At 63.7% G+C, this 19,238-nt stretch carries 18 protein-coding genes and 1 pseudogene; 15 read left to right on the top strand and 4 right to left on the bottom strand.

Features of this window, described 5'->3' with window-relative positions; genetic code table 11:
- Positions 1–4: 4 nt before the first annotated feature.
- From AWB70_RS29880 to AWB70_RS29865, 4 genes are read left to right on the top strand one after another with little or no spacing between them, the layout of a single operon-like run.
- The gene (locus AWB70_RS29880) at positions 5–295 is read left to right on the top strand and encodes a (2Fe-2S)-binding protein (protein WP_053570685.1); all 291 of its coding nucleotides are present in this window, start codon (positions 5–7) and stop codon (positions 293–295) included.
- Complete coding sequence (locus AWB70_RS29875) at positions 292–1,713, top strand: FAD/NAD(P)-dependent oxidoreductase (RefSeq protein ID WP_053570686.1); 1,422 nt, start codon at positions 292–294, stop codon at positions 1,711–1,713. Before AWB70_RS29880 ends, AWB70_RS29875 begins: the two co-directional genes overlap by 4 nt.
- The gene (locus AWB70_RS29870; RefSeq protein WP_053570687.1) at positions 1,706–2,851 is read left to right on the top strand and encodes an NAD(P)/FAD-dependent oxidoreductase; all 1,146 of its coding nucleotides are present in this window, start codon (positions 1,706–1,708) and stop codon (positions 2,849–2,851) included. The genes AWB70_RS29875 and AWB70_RS29870 overlap by 8 nt, the downstream gene beginning before the upstream one ends.
- 14 nt (positions 2,852–2,865) lie before the next feature.
- Positions 2,866–3,915 carry an ABC transporter substrate-binding protein gene (locus AWB70_RS29865; RefSeq protein ID WP_045456416.1) on the top strand — a complete coding sequence of 350 codons (1,050 nt, stop codon included), beginning with the start codon at positions 2,866–2,868 and terminating at the stop codon, positions 3,913–3,915.
- A 96-nt stretch (positions 3,916–4,011) separates the two neighbouring features.
- Here the strand turns inward: AWB70_RS29865 and AWB70_RS39665 are convergent.
- The 3 genes and pseudogenes from AWB70_RS39665 to AWB70_RS29840 form a co-directional block, all read right to left on the bottom strand.
- Positions 4,012–4,173, bottom strand: a pseudogene (locus AWB70_RS39665) (hypothetical protein); the annotation flags it as partial.
- 253 nt (positions 4,174–4,426) lie between these two features.
- Entirely contained in the window at positions 4,427–4,702 is a 276-nt protein-coding gene (locus tag AWB70_RS29850; RefSeq protein ID WP_053570689.1) for a hypothetical protein, read from the bottom strand.
- Between the two features lie 496 nt (positions 4,703–5,198).
- Entirely contained in the window at positions 5,199–6,188 is a 990-nt protein-coding gene (locus tag AWB70_RS29840) for a hypothetical protein (RefSeq protein WP_060854228.1), read from the bottom strand.
- A 136-nt stretch (positions 6,189–6,324) separates the two neighbouring features.
- Between AWB70_RS29840 and AWB70_RS29835 the strand changes: the two genes are divergently transcribed.
- The 11 genes from AWB70_RS29835 to AWB70_RS29785 all read left to right on the top strand — a co-directional run bounded on the left by AWB70_RS29835 (position 6,325) and on the right by AWB70_RS29785 (position 17,895).
- Complete coding sequence (locus tag AWB70_RS29835; protein ID WP_053570691.1) at positions 6,325–6,852, top strand: DUF488 domain-containing protein; 528 nt, start codon at positions 6,325–6,327, stop codon at positions 6,850–6,852.
- Between the two features lie 69 nt (positions 6,853–6,921).
- Entirely contained in the window at positions 6,922–7,794 is an 873-nt protein-coding gene (locus tag AWB70_RS29830; protein WP_053570692.1) for a GNAT family N-acetyltransferase, read from the top strand.
- 5 nt (positions 7,795–7,799) lie between these two features.
- Complete coding sequence (locus AWB70_RS29825; protein WP_053570693.1) at positions 7,800–8,726, top strand: 2-hydroxyacid dehydrogenase; 927 nt, start codon at positions 7,800–7,802, stop codon at positions 8,724–8,726.
- Between the two features lie 163 nt (positions 8,727–8,889).
- The gene (locus tag AWB70_RS29820) at positions 8,890–10,299 is read left to right on the top strand and encodes an aspartate aminotransferase family protein (RefSeq protein ID WP_053570694.1); all 1,410 of its coding nucleotides are present in this window, start codon (positions 8,890–8,892) and stop codon (positions 10,297–10,299) included.
- Positions 10,300–10,342: 43 nt separating this feature from the next.
- Positions 10,343–10,840, top strand: coding sequence for an Lrp/AsnC family transcriptional regulator (locus tag AWB70_RS29815; RefSeq protein ID WP_014193689.1), 498 nt, complete (start codon positions 10,343–10,345; stop codon positions 10,838–10,840).
- 107 nt (positions 10,841–10,947) lie between these two features.
- Positions 10,948–12,012 carry a tartrate dehydrogenase gene (locus AWB70_RS29810; protein WP_014193690.1) on the top strand — a complete coding sequence of 355 codons (1,065 nt, stop codon included), beginning with the start codon at positions 10,948–10,950 and terminating at the stop codon, positions 12,010–12,012.
- A gap of 17 nt (positions 12,013–12,029) precedes the next feature.
- Positions 12,030–13,502: an NAD-dependent succinate-semialdehyde dehydrogenase gene (locus AWB70_RS29805; protein WP_053570695.1), complete on the top strand. Its 1,473-nt coding sequence runs from the start codon at positions 12,030–12,032 to the stop codon at positions 13,500–13,502.
- Positions 13,499–14,467, top strand: coding sequence for a M14 family metallopeptidase (locus AWB70_RS29800; RefSeq protein WP_053570696.1), 969 nt, complete (start codon positions 13,499–13,501; stop codon positions 14,465–14,467). Before AWB70_RS29805 ends, AWB70_RS29800 begins: the two co-directional genes overlap by 4 nt.
- A 10-nt stretch (positions 14,468–14,477) precedes the next feature.
- Positions 14,478–14,822, top strand: coding sequence for a cupin domain-containing protein (locus tag AWB70_RS29795; protein ID WP_053570697.1), 345 nt, complete (start codon positions 14,478–14,480; stop codon positions 14,820–14,822).
- Between the two features lie 246 nt (positions 14,823–15,068).
- Positions 15,069–16,079: an ABC transporter substrate-binding protein gene (locus tag AWB70_RS29790; RefSeq protein ID WP_231927897.1), complete on the top strand. Its 1,011-nt coding sequence runs from the start codon at positions 15,069–15,071 to the stop codon at positions 16,077–16,079.
- 13 nt (positions 16,080–16,092) lie between these two features.
- Positions 16,093–17,895 (top strand): GMC family oxidoreductase, encoded by a 1,803-nt coding sequence (locus tag AWB70_RS29785; RefSeq protein ID WP_053570698.1) that lies wholly within the window; start codon positions 16,093–16,095, stop codon positions 17,893–17,895.
- On the opposite strand, the gene AWB70_RS29780 is transcribed toward AWB70_RS29785, so the two are convergent.
- Positions 17,805–19,232 carry an aldehyde dehydrogenase family protein gene (locus AWB70_RS29780; protein WP_053570699.1) on the bottom strand — a complete coding sequence of 476 codons (1,428 nt, stop codon included), beginning with the start codon at positions 19,230–19,232 and terminating at the stop codon, positions 17,805–17,807. The two genes, AWB70_RS29785 and AWB70_RS29780, sit on opposite strands and share 91 nt — an antisense overlap.
- Positions 19,233–19,238: the final 6 nt, after the last annotated feature.

The following is a 19,238-nucleotide window of genomic DNA, read 5'->3' as shown; positions in this document are numbered from 1 at the left end:
CATCATGGTTAATCCTCAATTCATTCGACTCGCCGAGACGGAACGCGCGCGCATTCCCTTCATGCTCGATGGCGTCGCGACCGAAGCGCTCGCGGGCGATACGCTCCTGACCGCGATCCTCATGCGGCAGCGTCACGTGCGTCAGAGCGAATTCAGCGGCAAGCCGCGCGCGGGCTTTTGCCTCATCGGCGCGTGTCAGGACTGCTGGGTGCGCGACGAAAGCGGCAAGCGCATGCGCGCCTGTTCGACGCGCGTCGAAGCGGGCATGCGCGTGGTCACGGAGGCAGCGCAATGAGCGAGGCGCATCGTGTGGCGATCGTCGGCGCCGGGCCGGCGGGCGTGCGCGCGGCACAGACGCTCGTCGCGGCGGGCCTGCGCCCTGTCGTCATCGACGAAAACGCGCGCTGGGGCGGGCAGATCTACCGGCAGCCGCCCGCCGATGCCGGGTTCCGACGCAGCGCCTCGACGCTCTATGGCTTCGAAGCGAAGAAAGCCGAAGCCGTGCACGACACGATGGCGACGCTGCTGCCGCACATCGACTATCGCCCCGACACGCTCGCCTGGGCGTGCGAGCCAAACCGTCTCGACACGCTTCATGCGGGCCGCGAAGCGAGCGTGCCGTTCACGCATCTGATCATCGCGAGCGGCGCGACCGACCGCATCGTGCCGCTGCCCGGCTGGACGCTCGCGGGCGTCTACACGCTCGGCGGCGCGCAGGTCGCGCTGAAGGCGCAAGGCTGCGCGATCGGCTCGCGCGTAGTGCTCGCGGGCACGGGGCCGTTGCTGTACCTCGTCGCGTATCAATACGTGAAGGCGGGCGCGAACGTGGCGGCCGTGCTCGATACGAGCCCGCTTTCGCGTCAGGCCGCAGCCGCGCCGCGCATGCTCAATCAGCCTTCGACGTTCGCCAAGGGCCTCTATTACGTGGGATGGCTGCATGCGCGCGGCGTGCGCATCGAGCGCGGCGTGACGCTCGACCGCATTGACGGAGGCGGAGACAGCGCGGTGAGCGGCATTCGCTGGCGCACGCAGCGCGGCGACGCGCGCGCGCTCGATTGCGATGCGGTCGGCATGGGCTTCGGCCTCAGGCCCGAAACGCAGCTCGCCGATCTCGCCGGTTGCCGCTTCCGTTTCGACGCGCTGAACCGCTGCTGGCTGCCGGAGCGCGATGCGGCGGGACGCAGCTCCGTGCCCAACGTCTATCTCGCGGGCGATGGCGCGGGCATCGCCGGCGCGGACGCCGCCGAACTCGCCGGACGCCGTGCCGCGCTCGCGCTGCTCGAAGACATCGGCGTTGCGTCGAACCGGCATCACGCGATGAAGCTCGAACACGAACTCGGACGCATCGCGGCGTTTCGCGCGGGCATCGAGCATGCGTTCGCGCCGCCTGCCGACGCCGCACAAAGCTGGCCCGACGATCTCGTCGTCTGCCGCTGCGAGGACGTCACCGCGGGCGCGATGCGCGCGTGCATCCGCAGCGGTCTCGCCACCGAGGTCAATCGGCTGAAGGCGCTCACGCGCATCGGCATGGGCCGCTGCCAGGGCCGCATGTGCGGCGAATCCGCCGTCGCGCTGCTGTGCGCGGAGACCGGCAAGACGCCCGCCGATGCGGGCCGGCTGCGCAGCCAGGCGCCCGTCAAGCCGATTCCGATCACGCCGATGCTCTATGACGACGGCGTGCAGATGCAGCCCGAGGAAGCCCACGATGAGTGATGCGCGCCCGAGTGTGAATCACTACGATGTCGTGATCGCGGGCGGCGGGCTCGTCGGCTCGTCGACGGCGCTCGCGCTTGCGAAGAAGGGCCTGCGCGTCGCCCTCGTCGAACGGCGCTTCTGCGGCGCGCAGGCGAGCGGCGTGAACTACGGCGGCGTGCGCACGCAGGGCCGCACCGCCGAGCAATTGCCGCTCGCCGTGCGCGCGCGCCGCGTGTATGACCGCCTGCCGGAACTGATCGGCATCGACGGCGAGTTCGTCGTGTCGGGCCATCTGCGGCTCGCGCGGCGCGCAGCCGATCTCGATGTCCTCGATGAATGGTCCGCGATGGCGCGCGAACACGGCGTCGAATCGCAGGTGCTGACAGGCGAGGCGTTCCGCAAGCGCTATCCGTGGCTCGGACCCGCGGCGATCGGCGGCTCGCTGTGTCCGACCGACGGCCATGCGAATCCGCGTCTCGTCTCGCCGGGTTTCGCCCACGCCGCGCGCCGCGCGGGCGCGGACGTGCGCGAGCAGACCGAACTGACCGATATCGTCTTCGACGGCACGCGCTTTCAGATGCGCGCGGGCGGCGAGCGCATCAGTGCCGACTGGCTCGTCAACAGCGCGGGCGCGTGGGCGAACCGCATCGCGGGCAGCTTCGGCGAAAGCGTGCCGATGAAGGCCATCTATCCGAACATGTGGGTGACCGAGCCGTTGCCACTTTTCATCGGCCATAGTCTCGGCGTGGTCGGCGGCGGCATCTATGCGCGCCAGGTCGAGCGCGGCAACTGCGTGATCGGCGGCGGACGCGGACATGGCGACGGCGAATACGCGCAGCCATCGACGGCCACGACGCGCGCCGTCATGCGCGATGCGTGCGCGCTCCTGCCCGCGCTGCGCGATGCGCTGCTGATCCGCACCTGGAGCGGCGTGGAAGGCGAGACGCCCGATAGCAATCCGGTCATCGGGCCGAGCCGCACCACGCCGCGTCTACTGCATGCATTCGGTTTTTCGGGCGGCGGCTTTCTGCTCGCGCCCGGCGTCGGCGAAGTGCTCGCCGATCTCGTCGCGCACGGCGAAACCGCCACGCCGATCGACGCATTTTCCATCGGCCGGTTCAGCCTCATGCCGCTTGCCGCTACTCCCCTGCCATAACAAGGACAAACACGATGAAGCTGTCCCGCACACTCGCCTCGCTTGCCGCGCTCGTCGCTCTCGGCGTCGCGTCGACGTCCGCCTGGTCGCAGAGCAAGACTATCTATATCGGCATGAACGGCGGGCCGATGGAAAAGGCCTATACGAGCGGCGTTCTGCCCGATTTCGAAAAGGCCAACAACGTGAAGGTCGTCGTGGTGCCGGGCACGTCGTCCGATGTGCTCGCGAAACTGCTCGCGAACCGCAACAGCCCGCAGATCCACGTCGCGTTTCTCGATGACGGCGTGATGGCGCGCGCGGTCAGCATGGGAGTGTGCGAGAAGCTCGACGATTCGCCCGTGCTCAAGGAGCTCTATCCGTTCGCGCGCCTGAAGGACGACATGGGCGCGGGCGTGCAGCTCGGCATGACGGGCATCGGCTACAACACGAAGCTCTTCAAGGAAAAGGGCTGGGCGCCGCCGACCTCGTGGATGGATTTCGCCGATCCGAAGTACAAGGGCAAGGTCGTGTTCCAGTCGGCGTCGAGCAGCACGTTCGGCCTGCACGGCTTCCTCGCGATCAACCGTCTGCTCGGCGGAAGCGAGAAGAACGTCGAGCCGGGCTTCAGCAAATGGGCGACGACGGTCGGCCCGAATGTCGTCGAATACATTCCGAACTCGGCCAAGCTCTCGGAGATGATCACGACGGGCGAAGCCGGCCTCTTTCCGCTCACGCCGACCGCTATCGGCGATCTGAAGGACAAGGGCTTGCCGGTCGCCTATGTCGCGCCGAAGGAAGGCGCGGTGCTGCTGCTCGTCGATCTGTGCGTCGTGAAGAACAATCCGGACCCGGCGCTTGCGCAAAAACTCGCGCAGTTCCTGCTGTCCGCGCCTGCGCAGACGAAGGCAGCCGAAGCGGGCAAGCAGATTCCCACCAACTCGCAGGCGAAGATGACGCCCGAGATGGACAAGAATCTCGGCGATCTCAATGCGCTCGTGAAGAAAGTGACCGTCGTGGACTGGGACACGATCAACGCGAATCGCGCGCAGTGGGACAAGCGCTGGAATCAGCAGATCGAGAAGTGAGAGGCAGTGCATCATGAATCGCGGCGTGCGTGTTGCGCGCCGCGACTGCATCGCTGATGCGAGAAAGCTGGTCATGCGCTCGATATCCCAGTCCTCCATCTTCTTCGGAAACGCGCGATGCGACGGCTCGCGGTTATGCGACGGCGACACGGCGGGCAGCCAGTCTCCTTGGTCCCAGCGCGGGCGGCGGCCAAGATGCGTCAACTGGATCATCACCTTCGCGCCGTGCGCGTGGCACTCGTCGACGAGATCTTTCATCCACGGCACCACTTCGTCCTTGTACGCGAGGATGTTGTTGCGGCTAGGCCGGCTACGCGGAAACATCTCACGTTTCATAACCGAGGACATGGCCGTCCGGATGATGCGCATTCCGGATTACGTCGAAGTCTTCACGGGCGTGCGGCCGAAGAAAGCATGAGTTGCCGCGGTTTTATGCGCGGCGGGGGTTTCGGGTTGAAGCGCGGATGGCGTGATGATGGACGTCACGCGGTGTTTTCGAGCACATCGTACTTTACCGTTGTGTGGGCTTGTTGATTGTCGCTTGCGTTGCCGAAATGTATTTTTTGATATCTGGCTGGCCGAGTGCGATCAGATTAAGGACGGCAACGCCTAGCCGGCGTGCAAACTCATCGTCCAGCTTGAAATCGAACTCGTCAAGCAAGATCGGCAGTTCGAGTTTCCCTGTCAGTAGCGGTGCGATCTTGGCGGGCTCAATCGCACGAACGGACAGCATCTGCTGATCTTCGAGATACGTAAGAGCCACGGAATAAGGTTGATGCGTAGCCATTAAGACCCTCTGCGTTGTTGGTAGTAGTCGAATGCCTTTTGTAAACGCAGGGCAGCGCCTCGTGCGCCACCCACTGCGTTCCCAAGTCCGATGCGCCATTGAATTCGCACCGGACCAACCCGACGCGAAGGATCGTCATACCCCCCATTTGCTCGGCTCGGTAATTTTCTTGTGCTCGCGGATGTAGTGCCTCTTCGTTCATATCAACTTTCGTCCGGACGTGAAACGGGAGTCCAGTCCATTGGCTCTCTAGTGGTGATTTGCAAGCGATGTCTCATTTCTGGATATCCGGCTGCGAGGATAAGAAAGGTCAATCCCCCTAATAATCGTGCATGTTCGTCAGTTATCGGGACATCGACTGCCTCGGGCTCCACCGAATGCTGCACAGCTCGCTCAATGGCTCCTTGGATACGATCTTTCACAACAACGCAAGTTTTCACTGTTTGCGTTTCGTCATCGTAATACGTAATCACCGCCCTATCTTTCGTACTCATTCCTAGTAACCCCTACATGTCTGATAGTTACCGAAGGCTTCCTGCGAACATTGCGCGAACGCACGAGGGTTGCCGCCTAACATTGCAGTTTTAACATTGCACATTTCCATTTCTAACTCGTACTGTGCATGGCATTCAGCCTCCTGAGCTTCACTGACTCCACGCATCGCCAACTCTGTTACATCATCGCTCAGTACGTCCGCCTGATACGCGAACGGCTGCACGTCACCGAGCAAAGAACCGCCGCCGTTTTCCTCAGCACCTCCGAAGCTTTTGAGCATCGAGTCGCTATCGCTGTCATCGCCCGATCCCACGCCGCCGAGCGCAGCCTCGGCGACTGCTTCGACAGCACAGAGCCAATCGAAACCGTTGTCCAAGCTACTGCTGCTCGCGCCACCCGCGCCGGATGCGAGATCGCGCACTGAACCGAGACCCGATTCGCCGTTTGCGCGCTTGAGCGCAGCGAATTCGCGCAAGTCCAGAACGTCACCGCTCTTGCCTTTGAAGCTGACGCCGCCGCTTGGTTTCGGCCAGTATTGTGGCGCATACCACTTGTACACCTCTTGCCCGCTCCACCAATACCGTTTGCGGTTGATTGCGGGCACGAGGCGGCCATCCTGAACGGCGCTACGCAGCACACGCGTGATGCCTTCACCATCGACCGGTACATCCCAACTCGATACCCGCAACTCATGACGGATGAAATCGACATACTGGCGAAATTCAGTACTAAGGTAAGTCATGCGTCGGTCGATACGCGCCCGAAACAGCCGGTCGAAATCCCGCCGGTCCTGCGCAATCTGTCTCCCTTGCTCTTTCTCTTTAACGCTGCGCTCTTCGTAGGACAGATCTTCGTATGGATGAGTCCGCCACATAAACCAGTCAATCTGATGAAATTCGCGTCGAGTCATCAGCGTGCATTGCCAGCCGAAGCCGCCTGACAGCGGCACATACAGCGCATTGAACGAGCGGCCCCATTCGGGAAACGCCATGTCACCTCCATATTTGAACAGGATTGCTAATTCTAGGTGGCGGCAGTTCCCTGCCCGTAGAGATGTCTTGAAAAATGACAGCAGAAGGCCATCGTGCTATGAATTGCCGTGGCACAGCCCATGCTGCAAAACACCCATGAACCCACCCTTCTACACAATCGGCCACTCAACGCGCACGGTGGACGAACTCGCCGCGCTGCTGAACGTGGCATCGGTCGAGCTCATCGTCGATATCCGCACCGTGCCAAAATCCCGAACGAATCCGCAATTCAACGCGGACACGCTGCCCGCGAGTCTCGCGCCGCATCGAATCGAGTACCAGCGGATCGCGGAACTGGGCGGCCTGCGCGGCAAATCAAAAGACATCGCGCCCGAGGTGAACGCCTTCTGGGAAAACCGCAGCTTCCACAACTACGCCGACTACGCGCTGTCGGACGGCTTTCATCGAGGCCTCGAACGGCTGATCGACCTCGGCCGCGAGAAGCGCTGCGCCGTGATGTGCTCGGAAGCGGTCTGGTGGCGCTGTCACAGGCGCATCGTCGCGGACTACCTGCTCGCGCGCGGCGAGCACGTGTTTCATCTGATGGGCGATGACCGCATCGAAGAAGCGCATCTGACGCAAGGCGCGTCGGTGCTGTCCGCCGGCGTCATCCACTATCCATAGCAGGATCGTCCTATCCGCACGCGCGGGCGCGTGTCACAGTGGCAGGCATCCTCTGACGTGGAGCACGCCGTGTCCGCCGCCGAAACTTCCACTCTGCTTTACCGCCCCTTCACCGCCGACGACATTCCCGCGGCGCACGCCTTATCCGTCGAAGTCAAATGGCCGCATCGCGCCGATGACTGGCGCTTCGTCGTCGATGCCGGCGCGGGCTTCGTCGCGCAGGACGGCGAGCGTATCGTCGGCACCGCACTCTTCTGGACCTTCGGCGATAACGGCGGATCGCTCGGCATGGTGATCGTCGCGCCGGACTGTCAGGGCAAAGGCATCGGCCGCACGCTGATGGAACTGCTGCTCGACGCGCTCGGCGAGCGCATCACCGTACTGCATGCGACGCCCGCTGGCGAGCCGCTCTACGCGAAGCTCGGCTTTACGCGCATCGGTGCGGCTCATCAGCATCAATCCGCCGCTTTCGCCGCGCCTCATATCGACTTGCAGGCAGGCGAGCGCATTCGAACGATCGAGCCGCGCGATACCGATACGCTCGTTGCGCTCGCCTCGCGCGCCAGCGGGTTCGACCGCGGCGTACTGCTGCCTTCGCTGATCAACGTCGCGCAAGGCGTCGTGCTCGAACGCGACGGCGAGACGCTCGGCTTTGCATTGATGCGCGAATTCGGGCGCGGCCATGCGATCGGCCCGGTCGTGTCCGTCACCGGCGACGGACAGCATGTGCGCCGCGCGCAAGCGCTCATCGCGCACTGGCTTGCGCGCAACGAAGGCAAGTTCACGCGCATCGACACGCCGGACGGCAGCGGCTTGCAGGACTGGCTCGAAGGCGCGGGGCTCGCGCGCGTCGATACGGTCATCAGGATGGCGCGCAACGGCACGCCGCCGCACGATGCATCCGTTGCGCAATTCGCGATCATCAATCAGGCGCTGGGTTAAACGAGATGACGATCCTCTATAAAGCCAATCCCGAACGCGGCATGCAATGGGCGCAGCACTTCGCGCAGAAAGCGCCGGACGTGCCGTTCCGTTTATGGCCCGATATCGGCGACGCGGCCGCCGTGCGCTATCTCGCCGCGTGGGAACCGCCCGCCGACGTCATGCAGACCTTCCCGAATCTCGAAGTGATCTTCTCGACAGGCGCGGGCATCGATCAGTTCGATCTCTCGGGCGTGCCGCAGCATGTCGCCGTTGTGCGCATGACGGAGCCGGGCATCGTCGAGGGCATGGTCGAGTACGTGACGCAATCGGTGCTCACGATTCATCGCGATCTCTTCGATTACGCCGCGCTGCAACGCGAGCGCGTATGGCGCGAGATGCCCTTGCGCGCCGCATCGACGCGGCGCGTCGGCGTGCTCGGGCTCGGCATGCTCGGCACCGCCGTGCTGAACGCATTGCGCATCTTCGGCTTCGATTGTGCGGGCTGGAGCCGTTCGCCGCACGAGATCGAAGGCGTCGCATGCTTTGCGGGCGCCGATACGTTCGATGCCTTTCTCGCCCGCACCGATATTCTCATCTGCCTGCTGCCGCTCACGGAGGCGACGCGCGGCATCATCGACAAACAGGTGTTCGGCACGCTGCCCAAAGGCGCGTCCTTCATCAACGTGGGGCGCGGCCCGCATGTCGTGCAGCAGGATTTGCTCGATGCGCTCGATAGCGGCCAGCTTCATGCGGCGATCCTCGACGTGACCGACCCCGAACCGTTGCCGCGCGAGCATGCGTTCTGGACACATCCGCGCGTGCGTCTCACGCCGCATATCGCGAGCGCGACGCGTCCGGAAACCGCCGTCGAGGTGGTGCTGGACAACCTGCGCCGCCATCGCGCGGGCCTGCCGATGATCGGCGCGATCGACCGTACGCGCGGCTATTGAAGCCGCCGCACGGCGCGCGCAGCACAAAATGCTGCGCGCGCCCCGAAAAAAGCGCATTTGCTCTCTTTGAAGATTTTTTTGACGATGCGTGCGTTAGGGCTTCGCGGCTAGTATGAAACCGTCAAGAGCCATTCCGCCCCCTTCGCGAAGAGAGAGCCGCATCATGCCGATTCAATCGCTTGTCGAGTCCGACCGCAAACATCTGATTCACCCCGTTGTCAGCTATCGCGCGCACGAGGCGCGCGGCGTCACCGTGCTCGATTCCGCCGATGGCGTGTTCCTGCGCGACATCGACGGCAAGGAACTGCTCGACGCATTCTCCGGCCTGTGGTGCGTGAACACGGGTTACGGCCACGCGAGCATCGTCGAGGCCGCCGCGAAACAGATGGCGAAGCTGCCCTACGCGACCGGCTACTTCCACTTCGGCTCCGAGCCCGCGATCGAGCTGGCCGCGAAGCTCGTCGAGCTCGCGCCCGCTTCGCTGCAACACGTGTATTTCACGCTCGGCGGCTCGGATGCCGTCGATTCCGCGCTGCGCTTCATCACGCACTACTACAACGCGACGGGCCGCGCCTCGAAGAAGCATTTCATCGCGCTGCAACGCGGTTATCACGGCTCGTCGTCGATCGGCGCGGGCCTCACTGCGCTGCCCGCGTTCCATCGCAACTTCGATCTGCCGCTGCCGACGCAGCATCACATTCCGTCGCCGTACGCGTACCGCAACGATTACGCCGATGACGCCGCGCTCATCGCGGCTTCGGTGCAGGCGCTCGAAGCGAAGGTCGCGGAACTCGGCGCGGACAACGTCGCCGCCTTTTTCTGCGAGCCGATCCAGGGTTCGGGCGGTGTGATCGTGCCGCCCGCGGGCTGGCTGAAAGCGATGCGCGAAGCCTGCCGCAAGCTCGATATTCTTTTCGTCGCCGATGAAGTCATCACCGGCTTCGGCCGCACCGGCCCGCTCTTCGCGTGCGAAGGCGAAGGCGTCGAGCCGGACCTGATGACGGTCGCCAAAGGCCTCACTGCGGGCTATGCGCCGATGGGCGCGGTCCTCATGTCCGATGCGGTCTATCAGGGCATCGCGGATGGCGGCGATGTGTCCGCGGCCATCGGTCACGGCCATACGTACTCGGCGCATCCGGTGAGCGCGGCCATCGGCCTCGAAGTCATGCGGCTCTATCACGAAGGCGGTTTGCTCGCGAACGGCCAGGCGCAGGCGCCGCGTTTCGCGCAAGGGCTCGATGCGTTGCTCGCGCATCCGCTCGTCGGCGATTCGCGCCATCGCGGCCTGCTCGGCGCGCTCGAACTCGTCGCGGACAAGGACAGCAAGCGCGGCTTCGACGCGGCGTTGAAGCTGCCGGACCGCATCGCGGCGGCGGCGTATGGCAATGGCCTCGTGTTTCGCGCATTCGGCGACAACATTCTCGGCTTCGCGCCCGCGCTCTGTTATACCGAAGCGAATTTCGACATGCTGTTCGAGCGCCTCACGAAGACACTCGACGACGTGCTCGCGCAAAGCGACGTGCGCGATGCGTTGAAGCGCGCGACGGGCTTCAATTCGCGCGCGGCTGCGTGATAACATCGACCGACCGCCGACATGTCAGACCAACCCCGCCGCGATGAGCAACGACAGCAAGCTGGACCGAATCGACCTGCGTATCCTCTCGCAATTGCAAAAGCGCGGGCGCATCACCAACGTCGAGCTCGCCGATGCGGTCGGTCTGTCGCCCAGCCCGTGCCTCATTCGTGTGAAGCGGCTGGAGAAGGCGGGTTACATCGTCGGTTACGGCGCGCAGATCCAGCTCGAAAAGCTCGGCGACGTGCAAGTGGTCTTCACGGAAGTCACGCTCGCGGATCATCGCCGCGAGGACTTCATCAACTTCGTGAATGCGGTGAAAGATGTCGACGAGATCGTGGAATGCCATCTCGCGAGCGGCGGCTACGACTATCTGCTGAAGTTCGTCACGCGCAGCGTGAGCCACTATCAAAGCATCATCGAGGGGCTGCTGGAGCGCAATATCGGCATCGAGAAGTACTTCAGCTACGTCATCATCAAGACGTCGTTCGTGAAGTCGCATTACCCGCTCGAAACGCTTTTCTCGCAGAATCATCACTGAGGCGCGCGCCTCTTTACTCTTTTCTTTCGAATGCACGCTCGCGCTTTTTGCACGCGCGTGCTTTTTCTCGTCGATCATTCGTTGATAACTTTCACGCGGAGTAATCCATGTCCAGCACCTATCGTATTGCCGTGATTCCGGGCGACGGCATTGGCAAGGAAGTGATGCCCGAAGCATTGCGCGCGCTCGATGCGGTCAGCAAACGTTTCGATATCGCGCTCGAATACCGGCATATCGAATGGGCGAGCTGCGATTACTACGCGCAGCACGGCCAGATGATGCCGGACGACTGGAAGGCGCAACTGCAGGACGCCGACGCCATTCTGTTCGGCGCGGTGGGCTGGCCGCAGACCGTGCCGGATCATGTTTCGCTGTGGGGCTCGCTGCTGAAGTTTCGCCGCGAGTTCGATCAATACATCAATCTGCGTCCGGCGCGCCTCTTCGAAGGCGTGCCCTCGCCGCTCGCGAATCGCAAAGCGGGCGACATCGACTTCATGATCGTGCGCGAGAACACGGAAGGCGAATATTCGTCGGTCGGCGGCGTATCGTTCGAAGGCACCGAGCGCGAGTTCGTCTCGCAGACCTCGATCTTCACGCGCCACGGCGCGGAACGCGTGCTGAAGTTCGCGTTCGATCTGGCGCAAAAGCGCGAGAAGAAAGTGACCGTTGCGACCAAGAGCAATGGCATTTCGATCAGCATGCCGTGGTGGGACGCGCGCGCCGCCGAGATCGCCGAGCAATATCCCGAGATCAAGTGGGACAAGCAGCACATCGACATTCTGTGCGCGCGCTTCGTGCTGAATCCCGATCGCTTCGATGTAGTCGTCGCGACCAATCTCTTCGGCGACATTCTTTCCGATCTCGGCCCGGCCTGCACGGGCACGATCGGCATTGCGCCGTCGGCCAACATGAATCCGGAGCGCAACTTCCCGTCGCTGTTCGAACCGGTGCACGGATCGGCGCCCGACATCGCGGGCAAGGGCATCGCCAATCCGGTCGCAATGGTCTGGTCCGCCGCGATGATGCTCGACTTCCTCGGCGAACGTGAAGCGCACGACGCGATGTTGTCGGCCATCACGGCCGTGCTCAAGGAAGGCCCGCACACCGGCGATCTCGGCGGCAAGGCGAAGACCGCGGAAGTCGGCGCGGCCATCGCGCAGTTGCTCGCCTGATCCATCTGGAGACCCTCATGACGCAACGCTACGAACTGCGCGATCTGATTCGCGCCGATAACTTCATCGACGGCGCATGGACGCCCGCGGCAAGCGGCAAGCGCTTCGCCGTCACCGATCCGGCGACGGGCGAAGTCATTGCGCAAGTGGCCGACAGCGGCCCCGCCGACGCACGCGCCGCCACCAACGCCGCCGCGCGCGCCTTTCCCGCCTGGCGCGATACCTTGCCGAAGGACCGCGCGGCAGTGCTGCATCGCTGGCACGCGCTCATCGTCGAGAACGCGGATGCGCTGGGGCGGCTGATCTCGCTCGAACAAGGTAAGCCGTTCGCGGAAGGGCGCGGCGAAGTGATGTACGGCGCATCGTATGTCGCCTGGTTCGCCGACGAAGCCACGCGCATCTATGGCGACCTCATTCCGCAGCAGCAGCGCGGCAAGCGCATGAGCGCGGTGAAGGAGCCGGTGGGCGTCGTCGCTGCGATCACGCCGTGGAATTTTCCGCTTGCGATGATCGCGCGCAAGATCGCGCCCGCGCTCGCGGCGGGCTGCACGGTCGTCGGCAAGCCCGCGGAAGACACGCCGCTCACCGCGCTTGCGCTCGTGATGCTCGCGCATGAAGCGGGCGTGCCGGCGGGCGCGTTGAATCTGATCAGCGCATCGCGCGAGAATGCGCAGGACGCCGTCGCCGACTGGCTCGAAGACGGCCGCGTGCGCAAGATCACCTTCACTGGCTCGACGCCCGTGGGCAAGTATCTCGCGCGCGAGTCGGCGGGCACGTTGAAGAAGCTGTCGCTGGAACTCGGCGGCAATGCGCCTTTCATCGTGTTCGACGATGCCGATCTCGACGCCGCCGTCACGGGGCTGATGGCATCGAAGTTTCGCAATGGCGGGCAGACCTGCGTGTGCCCGAATCGCGTGTATGTGCAATCGTCCGTCTTCGACGAATTCGCGGCGTTGCTCACGAAGCGCGTGGCCGCATTGAAGGTCGCGCCCGCCACCGACGCCGATGCGCAAATCGGCCCGATGATCAACACGCGCGCCGTCGAGAAGATCGAGCGTCACGTGAACGACGCCGTGAAGCGCGGCGCGCGCGTGCTCACCGGCGGCAAGCGTCTGAGCGAACTCGGCGCGAACTACTACGCGCCCACCGTGCTCGCCGACGCCACGCCCGAGATGCAGTTGAGCTGCGAGGAAACCTTCGGCCCGGTCGTGCCGCTCTTTCGTTTCGACACGGAAGACGATGCCATTCGCGCCGCGAACGACACGCCTTTCGGTCTCGCGTCGTACTTCTATAGCCAGAACCTGAAGCGCATCGAACGCGTGTCGCGTCTGCTCGAAACAGGGCTCGTCGGCATCAACGAAGGCGCGATATCGAGCGAAGCCGCGCCGTTCGGCGGCGTGAAGGAATCGGGTTATGGACGCGAAGGCTCGAAGTACGGCCTCGACGATTACCTCTCGATCAAGTATCTGTGTCAGGGCGGGCTCGAATGAATGCTTATCCAATCGAGATTCCCTTTCCCGATATCTCTGCGCACGCATCGGGCAATGCGGGCGTGCCGTACGTGCATACCTTCGATTCGGGCATCGACGGCCCGCATGTGATGATCAACGCGCTCACGCACGGCAATGAAGTGTGCGGCGCGATCGTGGTCGATGCCTTGCTGCGCGCGAACCTGCGCCCGCGTCGCGGCAAGCTCACGCTTGCGTTCGCCAACGTGGACGCCTACGCGCGCTTCGACGCGAACCAGCCCGATCGATCGCGCTTCGTCGATCAGGACTTCAACCGCGTATGGACCGCGCAAGCGCTCGACGACACATCGCGCGATTCGAGCGAACTGCGCCGCGCACGCGCGATGCGGCCTGTCATCGACACCGTGGATCTGCTACTCGATCTCCATTCGATGCATGAAAAGAGCAAGCCGCTGATCGTCGCGGGGCCGCTCGATAAAGGCATCGAATTGTCGGCGAAGCTCGGCACGCCCGCGACCGTCATCTGCGACGAAGGCCATCCCGAAGGCCGGCGCATGCGCGACTACGAAGACTTCGGCGATCCGGCCAGCGCGAAGAACGCATTGCTCATCGAATGCGGACAGCATTGGGAAGCGAACGCGGTGACGGTCGCGCGCGATGTCACCGCGCGTTTTCTCGTGCTCTCGGGCGTCATCGACGAAGAAGACGCGCCCATGGGCTGGATACAGCCATCGCCCGATGAAATGCGCGTCGTGCGCGTGACGGAACCGGTCGTCGCGAAGAGCATGGACTTCCGTTTCGCCGATGATTACACCGGCCTCGAAGTGTTTCCTAACGCGGGCAGCGTGATCGGCTGGTCGGACGGCGCTGCCGTCAAAACGCCCTACGACGACTGCATGCTCGTGATGCCTTCGCTGCGGCAGTTGCGCCCGGGCGTGACGGTCGTGCGGCTCGGCAAGATCGAACGTCGAATCCAATCCCATTGAAGGCGAAGCCATGAAAGTTCAGCAGATCAAGCAGAGCATCGAGTTGAAGGGTCTGGAAGACTGGGGCACGGCGGGCCTGCCCGGCACGCAGGAGATCAAGGTATCCGGCGTGCAGAAAGTCATTCCCGGCAGCGAGGCGATCGATACGGGCGTATTCGAATGCACGCCCGGCACGTATCGCCGCGCGGTGAAAGAGGCCGAGGTCATGCATTTTCTGGCGGGCAGCGGCCGCTTCACGCCCGATGGCGAAGACACGATTCACTTCAGCGGCGGCGACACGCTCTTCTTCGCGGCCAACACCGAAGGCACATGGGAAGTCGATGAAACCATGCGCAAGGTCTACGTGATCTTCTAAAGCGCGAGTGCCCGTGACCATTTCCCTGACATAACATCAGGTCATGGTCACTCCAACAATTCCGGCGTTGCCCCCATCTATTTGACTCAATATATTTTTAATCATCCCCGCGTCGTCCCCGCCTGGCGCTGAAGGCGGGGACGACGCGACCTGCAAGACGTCCACTGCATCAACCTTGTCGAGGATAACGCCGTGATGAAGATTGCAAGGTTCCGCTGCCTGCGCTCCCCGCTTCGCCCTTTGGCCATGACGCTGATGCTCTCGCTCGCGGGCGCGGCGCCGGCGTTCGCCGCGGGCAAGATCACGTTCGTGTCGCAAGGCGGCGCGTATCAGGAAGCGCAGACGAAGGCGATACTCGACCCCGCCGCGAAAGAGCTCGGCATCACCATCAATCAGGACAGCATTCCGGATGCGTGGCCGCAGATCAAGGCGCAAGGCTCGACCGGCAAGCCGATCTGGGATGTCGTCGATACGCCGACATCCAATTGCCTGCGCGGCGGACGCGAAGGCCTGCTGGAGAAACTCGATTTCTCGAAGATCCCCAATGCCGCCGCGATTCCCGAGAAATACCGCACGCCGTATTCGGTGGCCTACGAGTTCTATTCGACCGTCATCGGCTATAACAAGAAGACCCTGAAGAAGGTCCCGCAAAGCTGGAAAGACTTCTGGGACGTGAAGAATTTCCCCGGCACGCGCGCCTTGCGCAATGACCCGATGACCGTGCTCGAAGCCGCGCTGCTCGCCGACGGCGTGCCGCGCGACAAGCTGTATCCGCTCGATGTGGATCGCGCATTCAAGAAGCTCGAAGAGATCAAGCCGAACGTCACGGTATGGTGGACGTCCGGCGGCCAGTCGGCGCAATTGCTGCACGACGGCGAAGTCGATATGACGATGATCTGGAATGGCCGCGCGAGCGCCGTGATGAAAGACGTCCCCGATGTCGCCTTCACCTTCAACGACGGCATTCTGCAAAACACGCAGCTTTGCATTCTGAAGAACGCGCCGAACATGAACGACGCGGTGCGCTTCCTGAACGCCGCGGTATCGCCGGAATTGCAGGCGAATCTGCCGCTCTATATCGATTACGGACCCGGCAACCCGGCCGCGTTCAAGACCGGCAAGATCAGCGACAAGCGTGCGGCCGAGTTGCCGAGCGCGCCTGCGAATGCCGCGAAACAGGCGTTGTTGTCGGAAGAATGGTGGGCGTCCGAGCCGGGCATTCAGGCGAAGGCGCGCTGGCTCAAGTTCATGCAATAACGCTGCGTTTCACGTGTTCGATACGCTGATCCTGGGCGGCGGCTCGGCCGGCTGCGTGCTGGCCGCGCGCCTCAGTGAAGATGCGCGTGCGAGCGTGTGCCTCGTCGAAGCGGGCCGCGACATCTCCGCGCGCACGATGCCCGACGCCATTCGCAGCCGCTATCCCGGCCGCGCTTATCTCGACACGCGCAATATCTGGCAAGCGCTGAAAGCGCGCATGAGCGGTTCCGCTTCGTTGCGCCGCTATGAACAGGCGAGGCTTCTGGGCGGCGGCTCGGCCATCAATGCGTTGATGGCCAATCGCGGCTCGCCCGCCGATTACGACGAATGGGAAGCGCTCGGCGCGCAAGGCTGGAACTGGCAGAGCTGCCTGCCCTACTTTCGCAGGCTCGAAACGGATTGCGATTTCAGCGGCCAGCTGCATGGCGGCGACGGACCGTTGCGCATTCAACGCGCCGCATGGCCGCGCGTGTCACCGTTCGTGCGCGCGGTCCTCGCTTCGCTCGCTCAAAGCGGTCATGCGATGCACGACGATCAGAACGGTCCGTGGGAAGACGGCACGTTCATCGGTTCGATCGCGGTCAGCGCGAAGGGCGAACGCATTCCCACATCGGTCTGCTATCTCGACGATGCGACTCGCGCGCGCAGCAATCTGACAATACGCACGGGCGAAGTCATCGAGCGCATTCTGTTCGACGGCACGCGTGCGATCGGCGCGCGCATCGTCCGCGACGACGGCACGCATGAAGACGTGCATGCGCGGCGCGTGATCGTATCGGCCGGCGCGATACACAGTCCCGCGTTGCTGATGCGAAGCGGCATCGGTCCCGCCGATGAACTCGCCGCGCTCGGCATCGACGTGCGCGCGGATCGTCCGGGCGTCGGGCGCAATCTGATGGAGCATCCGTCGATCGCGGTGTCCGCGTTTCTGCCGCGCGCCGCGCGCACGCCGTTTCCCGACGAACATCACGAGCAGGCGATCGTGCGCTTCTCCTCCGGCTTGCCCGGCACCGTGCAAGGCGACATGCACGGCGCGATTCTCTCGCGTTCGGGCTGGCATTCGGTGGGCTATCGGCTCGGCACGATCTTCTTCTGGGTCAACAAGTCGTATTCGCGCGGACGCGTGACGCTCGCATCGGCGAATGTGTTCGATGAACCCATCGTCGAGTTCGCAATGCTCTCCGATGCGCGCGATCTGGAACGGCTCAAGCTCGCGTTGCGCTTCGGCGCTGCCGTGCTGGCATCGCCTTCGATGAACGGGCATCGCGATGTGATCTTTCCATCGAGCTATTCGCCACGCGTCGCGGCGGTTGCGGTTCCAGGCGCATGGAACGCGGCGCAGCGCGGCATGCTGAGTGCGCTGCTCGATATCGCCGGACCGATGCGCGGCGCGTTGATCAAAGGCGTCGTGACCCAGGGCGTGAGCATCGGCGAACTGCTTGGCGATGACGACGCGCTGACCGCGTTCGTCATGCGCAATGTCGGCGGCACGTGGCATCCATCGGGGACGTGCCGCATGGGTTCATCGAGCGATGCCTATGCGGTGACGGATTCATGTGGCGCGGTGTATGGCGTCGAAGGACTGCATGTGTGCGACGCCTCGCTGATGCCTTCGATTCCGTGCGCCAATACGAATGTGCCGACGATCATGATCGCGGAGCGGGTGGCGGAGGGGTTGCGTGGCACATCGCCCGACAAACGCGAAGCCGCCGCGCATACGCTCGACTACTCGCCATACCCCACGATCCCCTTCACCTCCAAAAACGCCTCCAGCCCCCACTCGCCATACTCGCGCCCGTTGCCCGATTGCTTATAGCCGCCGAACGGCGAGCCTGGGTCCCACGCCGGATAGTTCACATAGACACTGCCCGCGCGCATGCTCAGCGCCACGCGCCGCGCGCGCGCCTGATCCGCGGACTGCACGTAGGCCGCGAGCCCATAGGGCGTATCGTTCGCAATAGCGATCGCCTCTTCCTCGTCGCGATACGGCATGATCGCGAGCACCGGCCCGAAGATTTCCTCGCGCGCGATGGTCATCGAGGGCGTCACGCCAGCGAACACGGTGGGCTTCACGTAATAGCCGCGTTCGAGTCCATCGGGACGTCCTTCGCCGCCCGTCACCAGTGTCGCGCCCTCCTCGATGCCGATGCCGATCAGCTTCTGCACGCGCCCGTATTGCACATCGCTGACCACGGGACCCATCGTCGTGGCGGGATCGCTGGCGGGACCCACGCGATGCTTCCGCGCCGCGCGCAACGCAATCGCCACCGCTTCATCGTGGCGGGATGCGGGCACGAGCATGCGCGTCGGCGCATTGCACGACTGACCGCTGTTACTGAAGCACGCGTTCACGCCCGCCGTTACCGCGGCGTCGAAATCGGCATCGTCGAGCAGGATGTTGGCCGATTTGCCGCCCAGTTCCTGATGCACGCGCTTCACCGTCGGCGCGGCCAGCTTCGCTATTTCGATGCCCGCGCGCGTGGATCCGGTGAACGACACCATATCGACATCCGGATGCGCGGCAAGCGCCGCGCCGACCGTCGGGCCATCGCCGTTGACGAGATTGAAAACGCCTTTGGGCACACCCGCCGCATCGACGATCTCGGCGAACAACACCGCATTCATCGGCGACACTTCGCTCGGCTTGAGCACGACCGTGCAGCCCGCCGCAAGCGCGGGCGCGACCTTGCAGACGATCTGATTGATCGGCCAGTTCCACGGCGTGATGAGCGCGGCCACGCCGACCGGCTCGTGATTCACGAGCGTCGTGCCCTTCTTGCGCTGCCACTGGAAGTGTTCGAGCGTGCGCAGCGTTTCCTCGATATGCCGCTTGCCGAGCGCCGCCTGCCAGGCATGCGATAGCTTCGCCGGCGCGCCGATCTCGCGCATGATGACGTCGGCCATCTCGTCATAGCGCGCGAGATACGCATCGAGCAGACGTCGAAGCAAAGCGGCGCGCGCTTCGACCGGCGTCTGCGAATACGATGCAAATGCACGCCGCGCAGCGGCCACCGCGCGATCGGCATCATGCGTATCGCCGAGCGCGACTTCGCCGATCGTTTCTTCCGTGCTCGGATCGATAACAGGCAAGCGCGCGTTGCCGGACGGTTCGACCCATTCGCCGTCGATATAGAACTGTTGTAGATGTCGCATGGCTTC

It is taken from the genome of Caballeronia cordobensis, assembly GCF_001544575.2.
GTDB classification, from domain to species: Bacteria; Pseudomonadota; Gammaproteobacteria; order Burkholderiales; family Burkholderiaceae; genus Caballeronia; species Caballeronia cordobensis.
The sequence above is the reverse complement of the archived record's forward strand: the minus strand, read 5'-3'. Positions and strand labels throughout refer to the sequence as shown.

Coding starts and splice junctions, on each gene's coding strand:
- AWB70_RS29880 (WP_053570685.1), top strand. CDS start 5: ATGGTTAATCCTCAATTCATTCGACTCGCCGAGACGGAACGCGCGCGC.
- AWB70_RS29875 (WP_053570686.1), top strand. CDS start 292: ATGAGCGAGGCGCATCGTGTGGCGATCGTCGGCGCCGGGCCGGCGGGC.
- AWB70_RS29870 (WP_053570687.1), top strand. CDS start 1,706: ATGAGTGATGCGCGCCCGAGTGTGAATCACTACGATGTCGTGATCGCG.
- AWB70_RS29865 (WP_045456416.1), top strand. CDS start 2,866: ATGAAGCTGTCCCGCACACTCGCCTCGCTTGCCGCGCTCGTCGCTCTC.
- AWB70_RS29850 (WP_053570689.1), bottom strand. CDS start 4,702: ATGGCTACGCATCAACCTTATTCCGTGGCTCTTACGTATCTCGAAGAT.
- AWB70_RS29840 (WP_060854228.1), bottom strand. CDS start 6,188: ATGGCGTTTCCCGAATGGGGCCGCTCGTTCAATGCGCTGTATGTGCCG.
- AWB70_RS29835 (WP_053570691.1), top strand. CDS start 6,325: ATGAACCCACCCTTCTACACAATCGGCCACTCAACGCGCACGGTGGAC.
- AWB70_RS29825 (WP_053570693.1), top strand. CDS start 7,800: ATGACGATCCTCTATAAAGCCAATCCCGAACGCGGCATGCAATGGGCG.
- AWB70_RS29820 (WP_053570694.1), top strand. CDS start 8,890: ATGCCGATTCAATCGCTTGTCGAGTCCGACCGCAAACATCTGATTCAC.
- AWB70_RS29815 (WP_014193689.1), top strand. CDS start 10,343: ATGAGCAACGACAGCAAGCTGGACCGAATCGACCTGCGTATCCTCTCG.
- AWB70_RS29810 (WP_014193690.1), top strand. CDS start 10,948: ATGTCCAGCACCTATCGTATTGCCGTGATTCCGGGCGACGGCATTGGC.
- AWB70_RS29805 (WP_053570695.1), top strand. CDS start 12,030: ATGACGCAACGCTACGAACTGCGCGATCTGATTCGCGCCGATAACTTC.
- AWB70_RS29800 (WP_053570696.1), top strand. CDS start 13,499: ATGAATGCTTATCCAATCGAGATTCCCTTTCCCGATATCTCTGCGCAC.
- AWB70_RS29795 (WP_053570697.1), top strand. CDS start 14,478: ATGAAAGTTCAGCAGATCAAGCAGAGCATCGAGTTGAAGGGTCTGGAA.
- AWB70_RS29790 (WP_231927897.1), top strand. CDS start 15,069: ATGACGCTGATGCTCTCGCTCGCGGGCGCGGCGCCGGCGTTCGCCGCG.
- AWB70_RS29780 (WP_053570699.1), bottom strand. CDS start 19,232: ATGCGACATCTACAACAGTTCTATATCGACGGCGAATGGGTCGAACCG.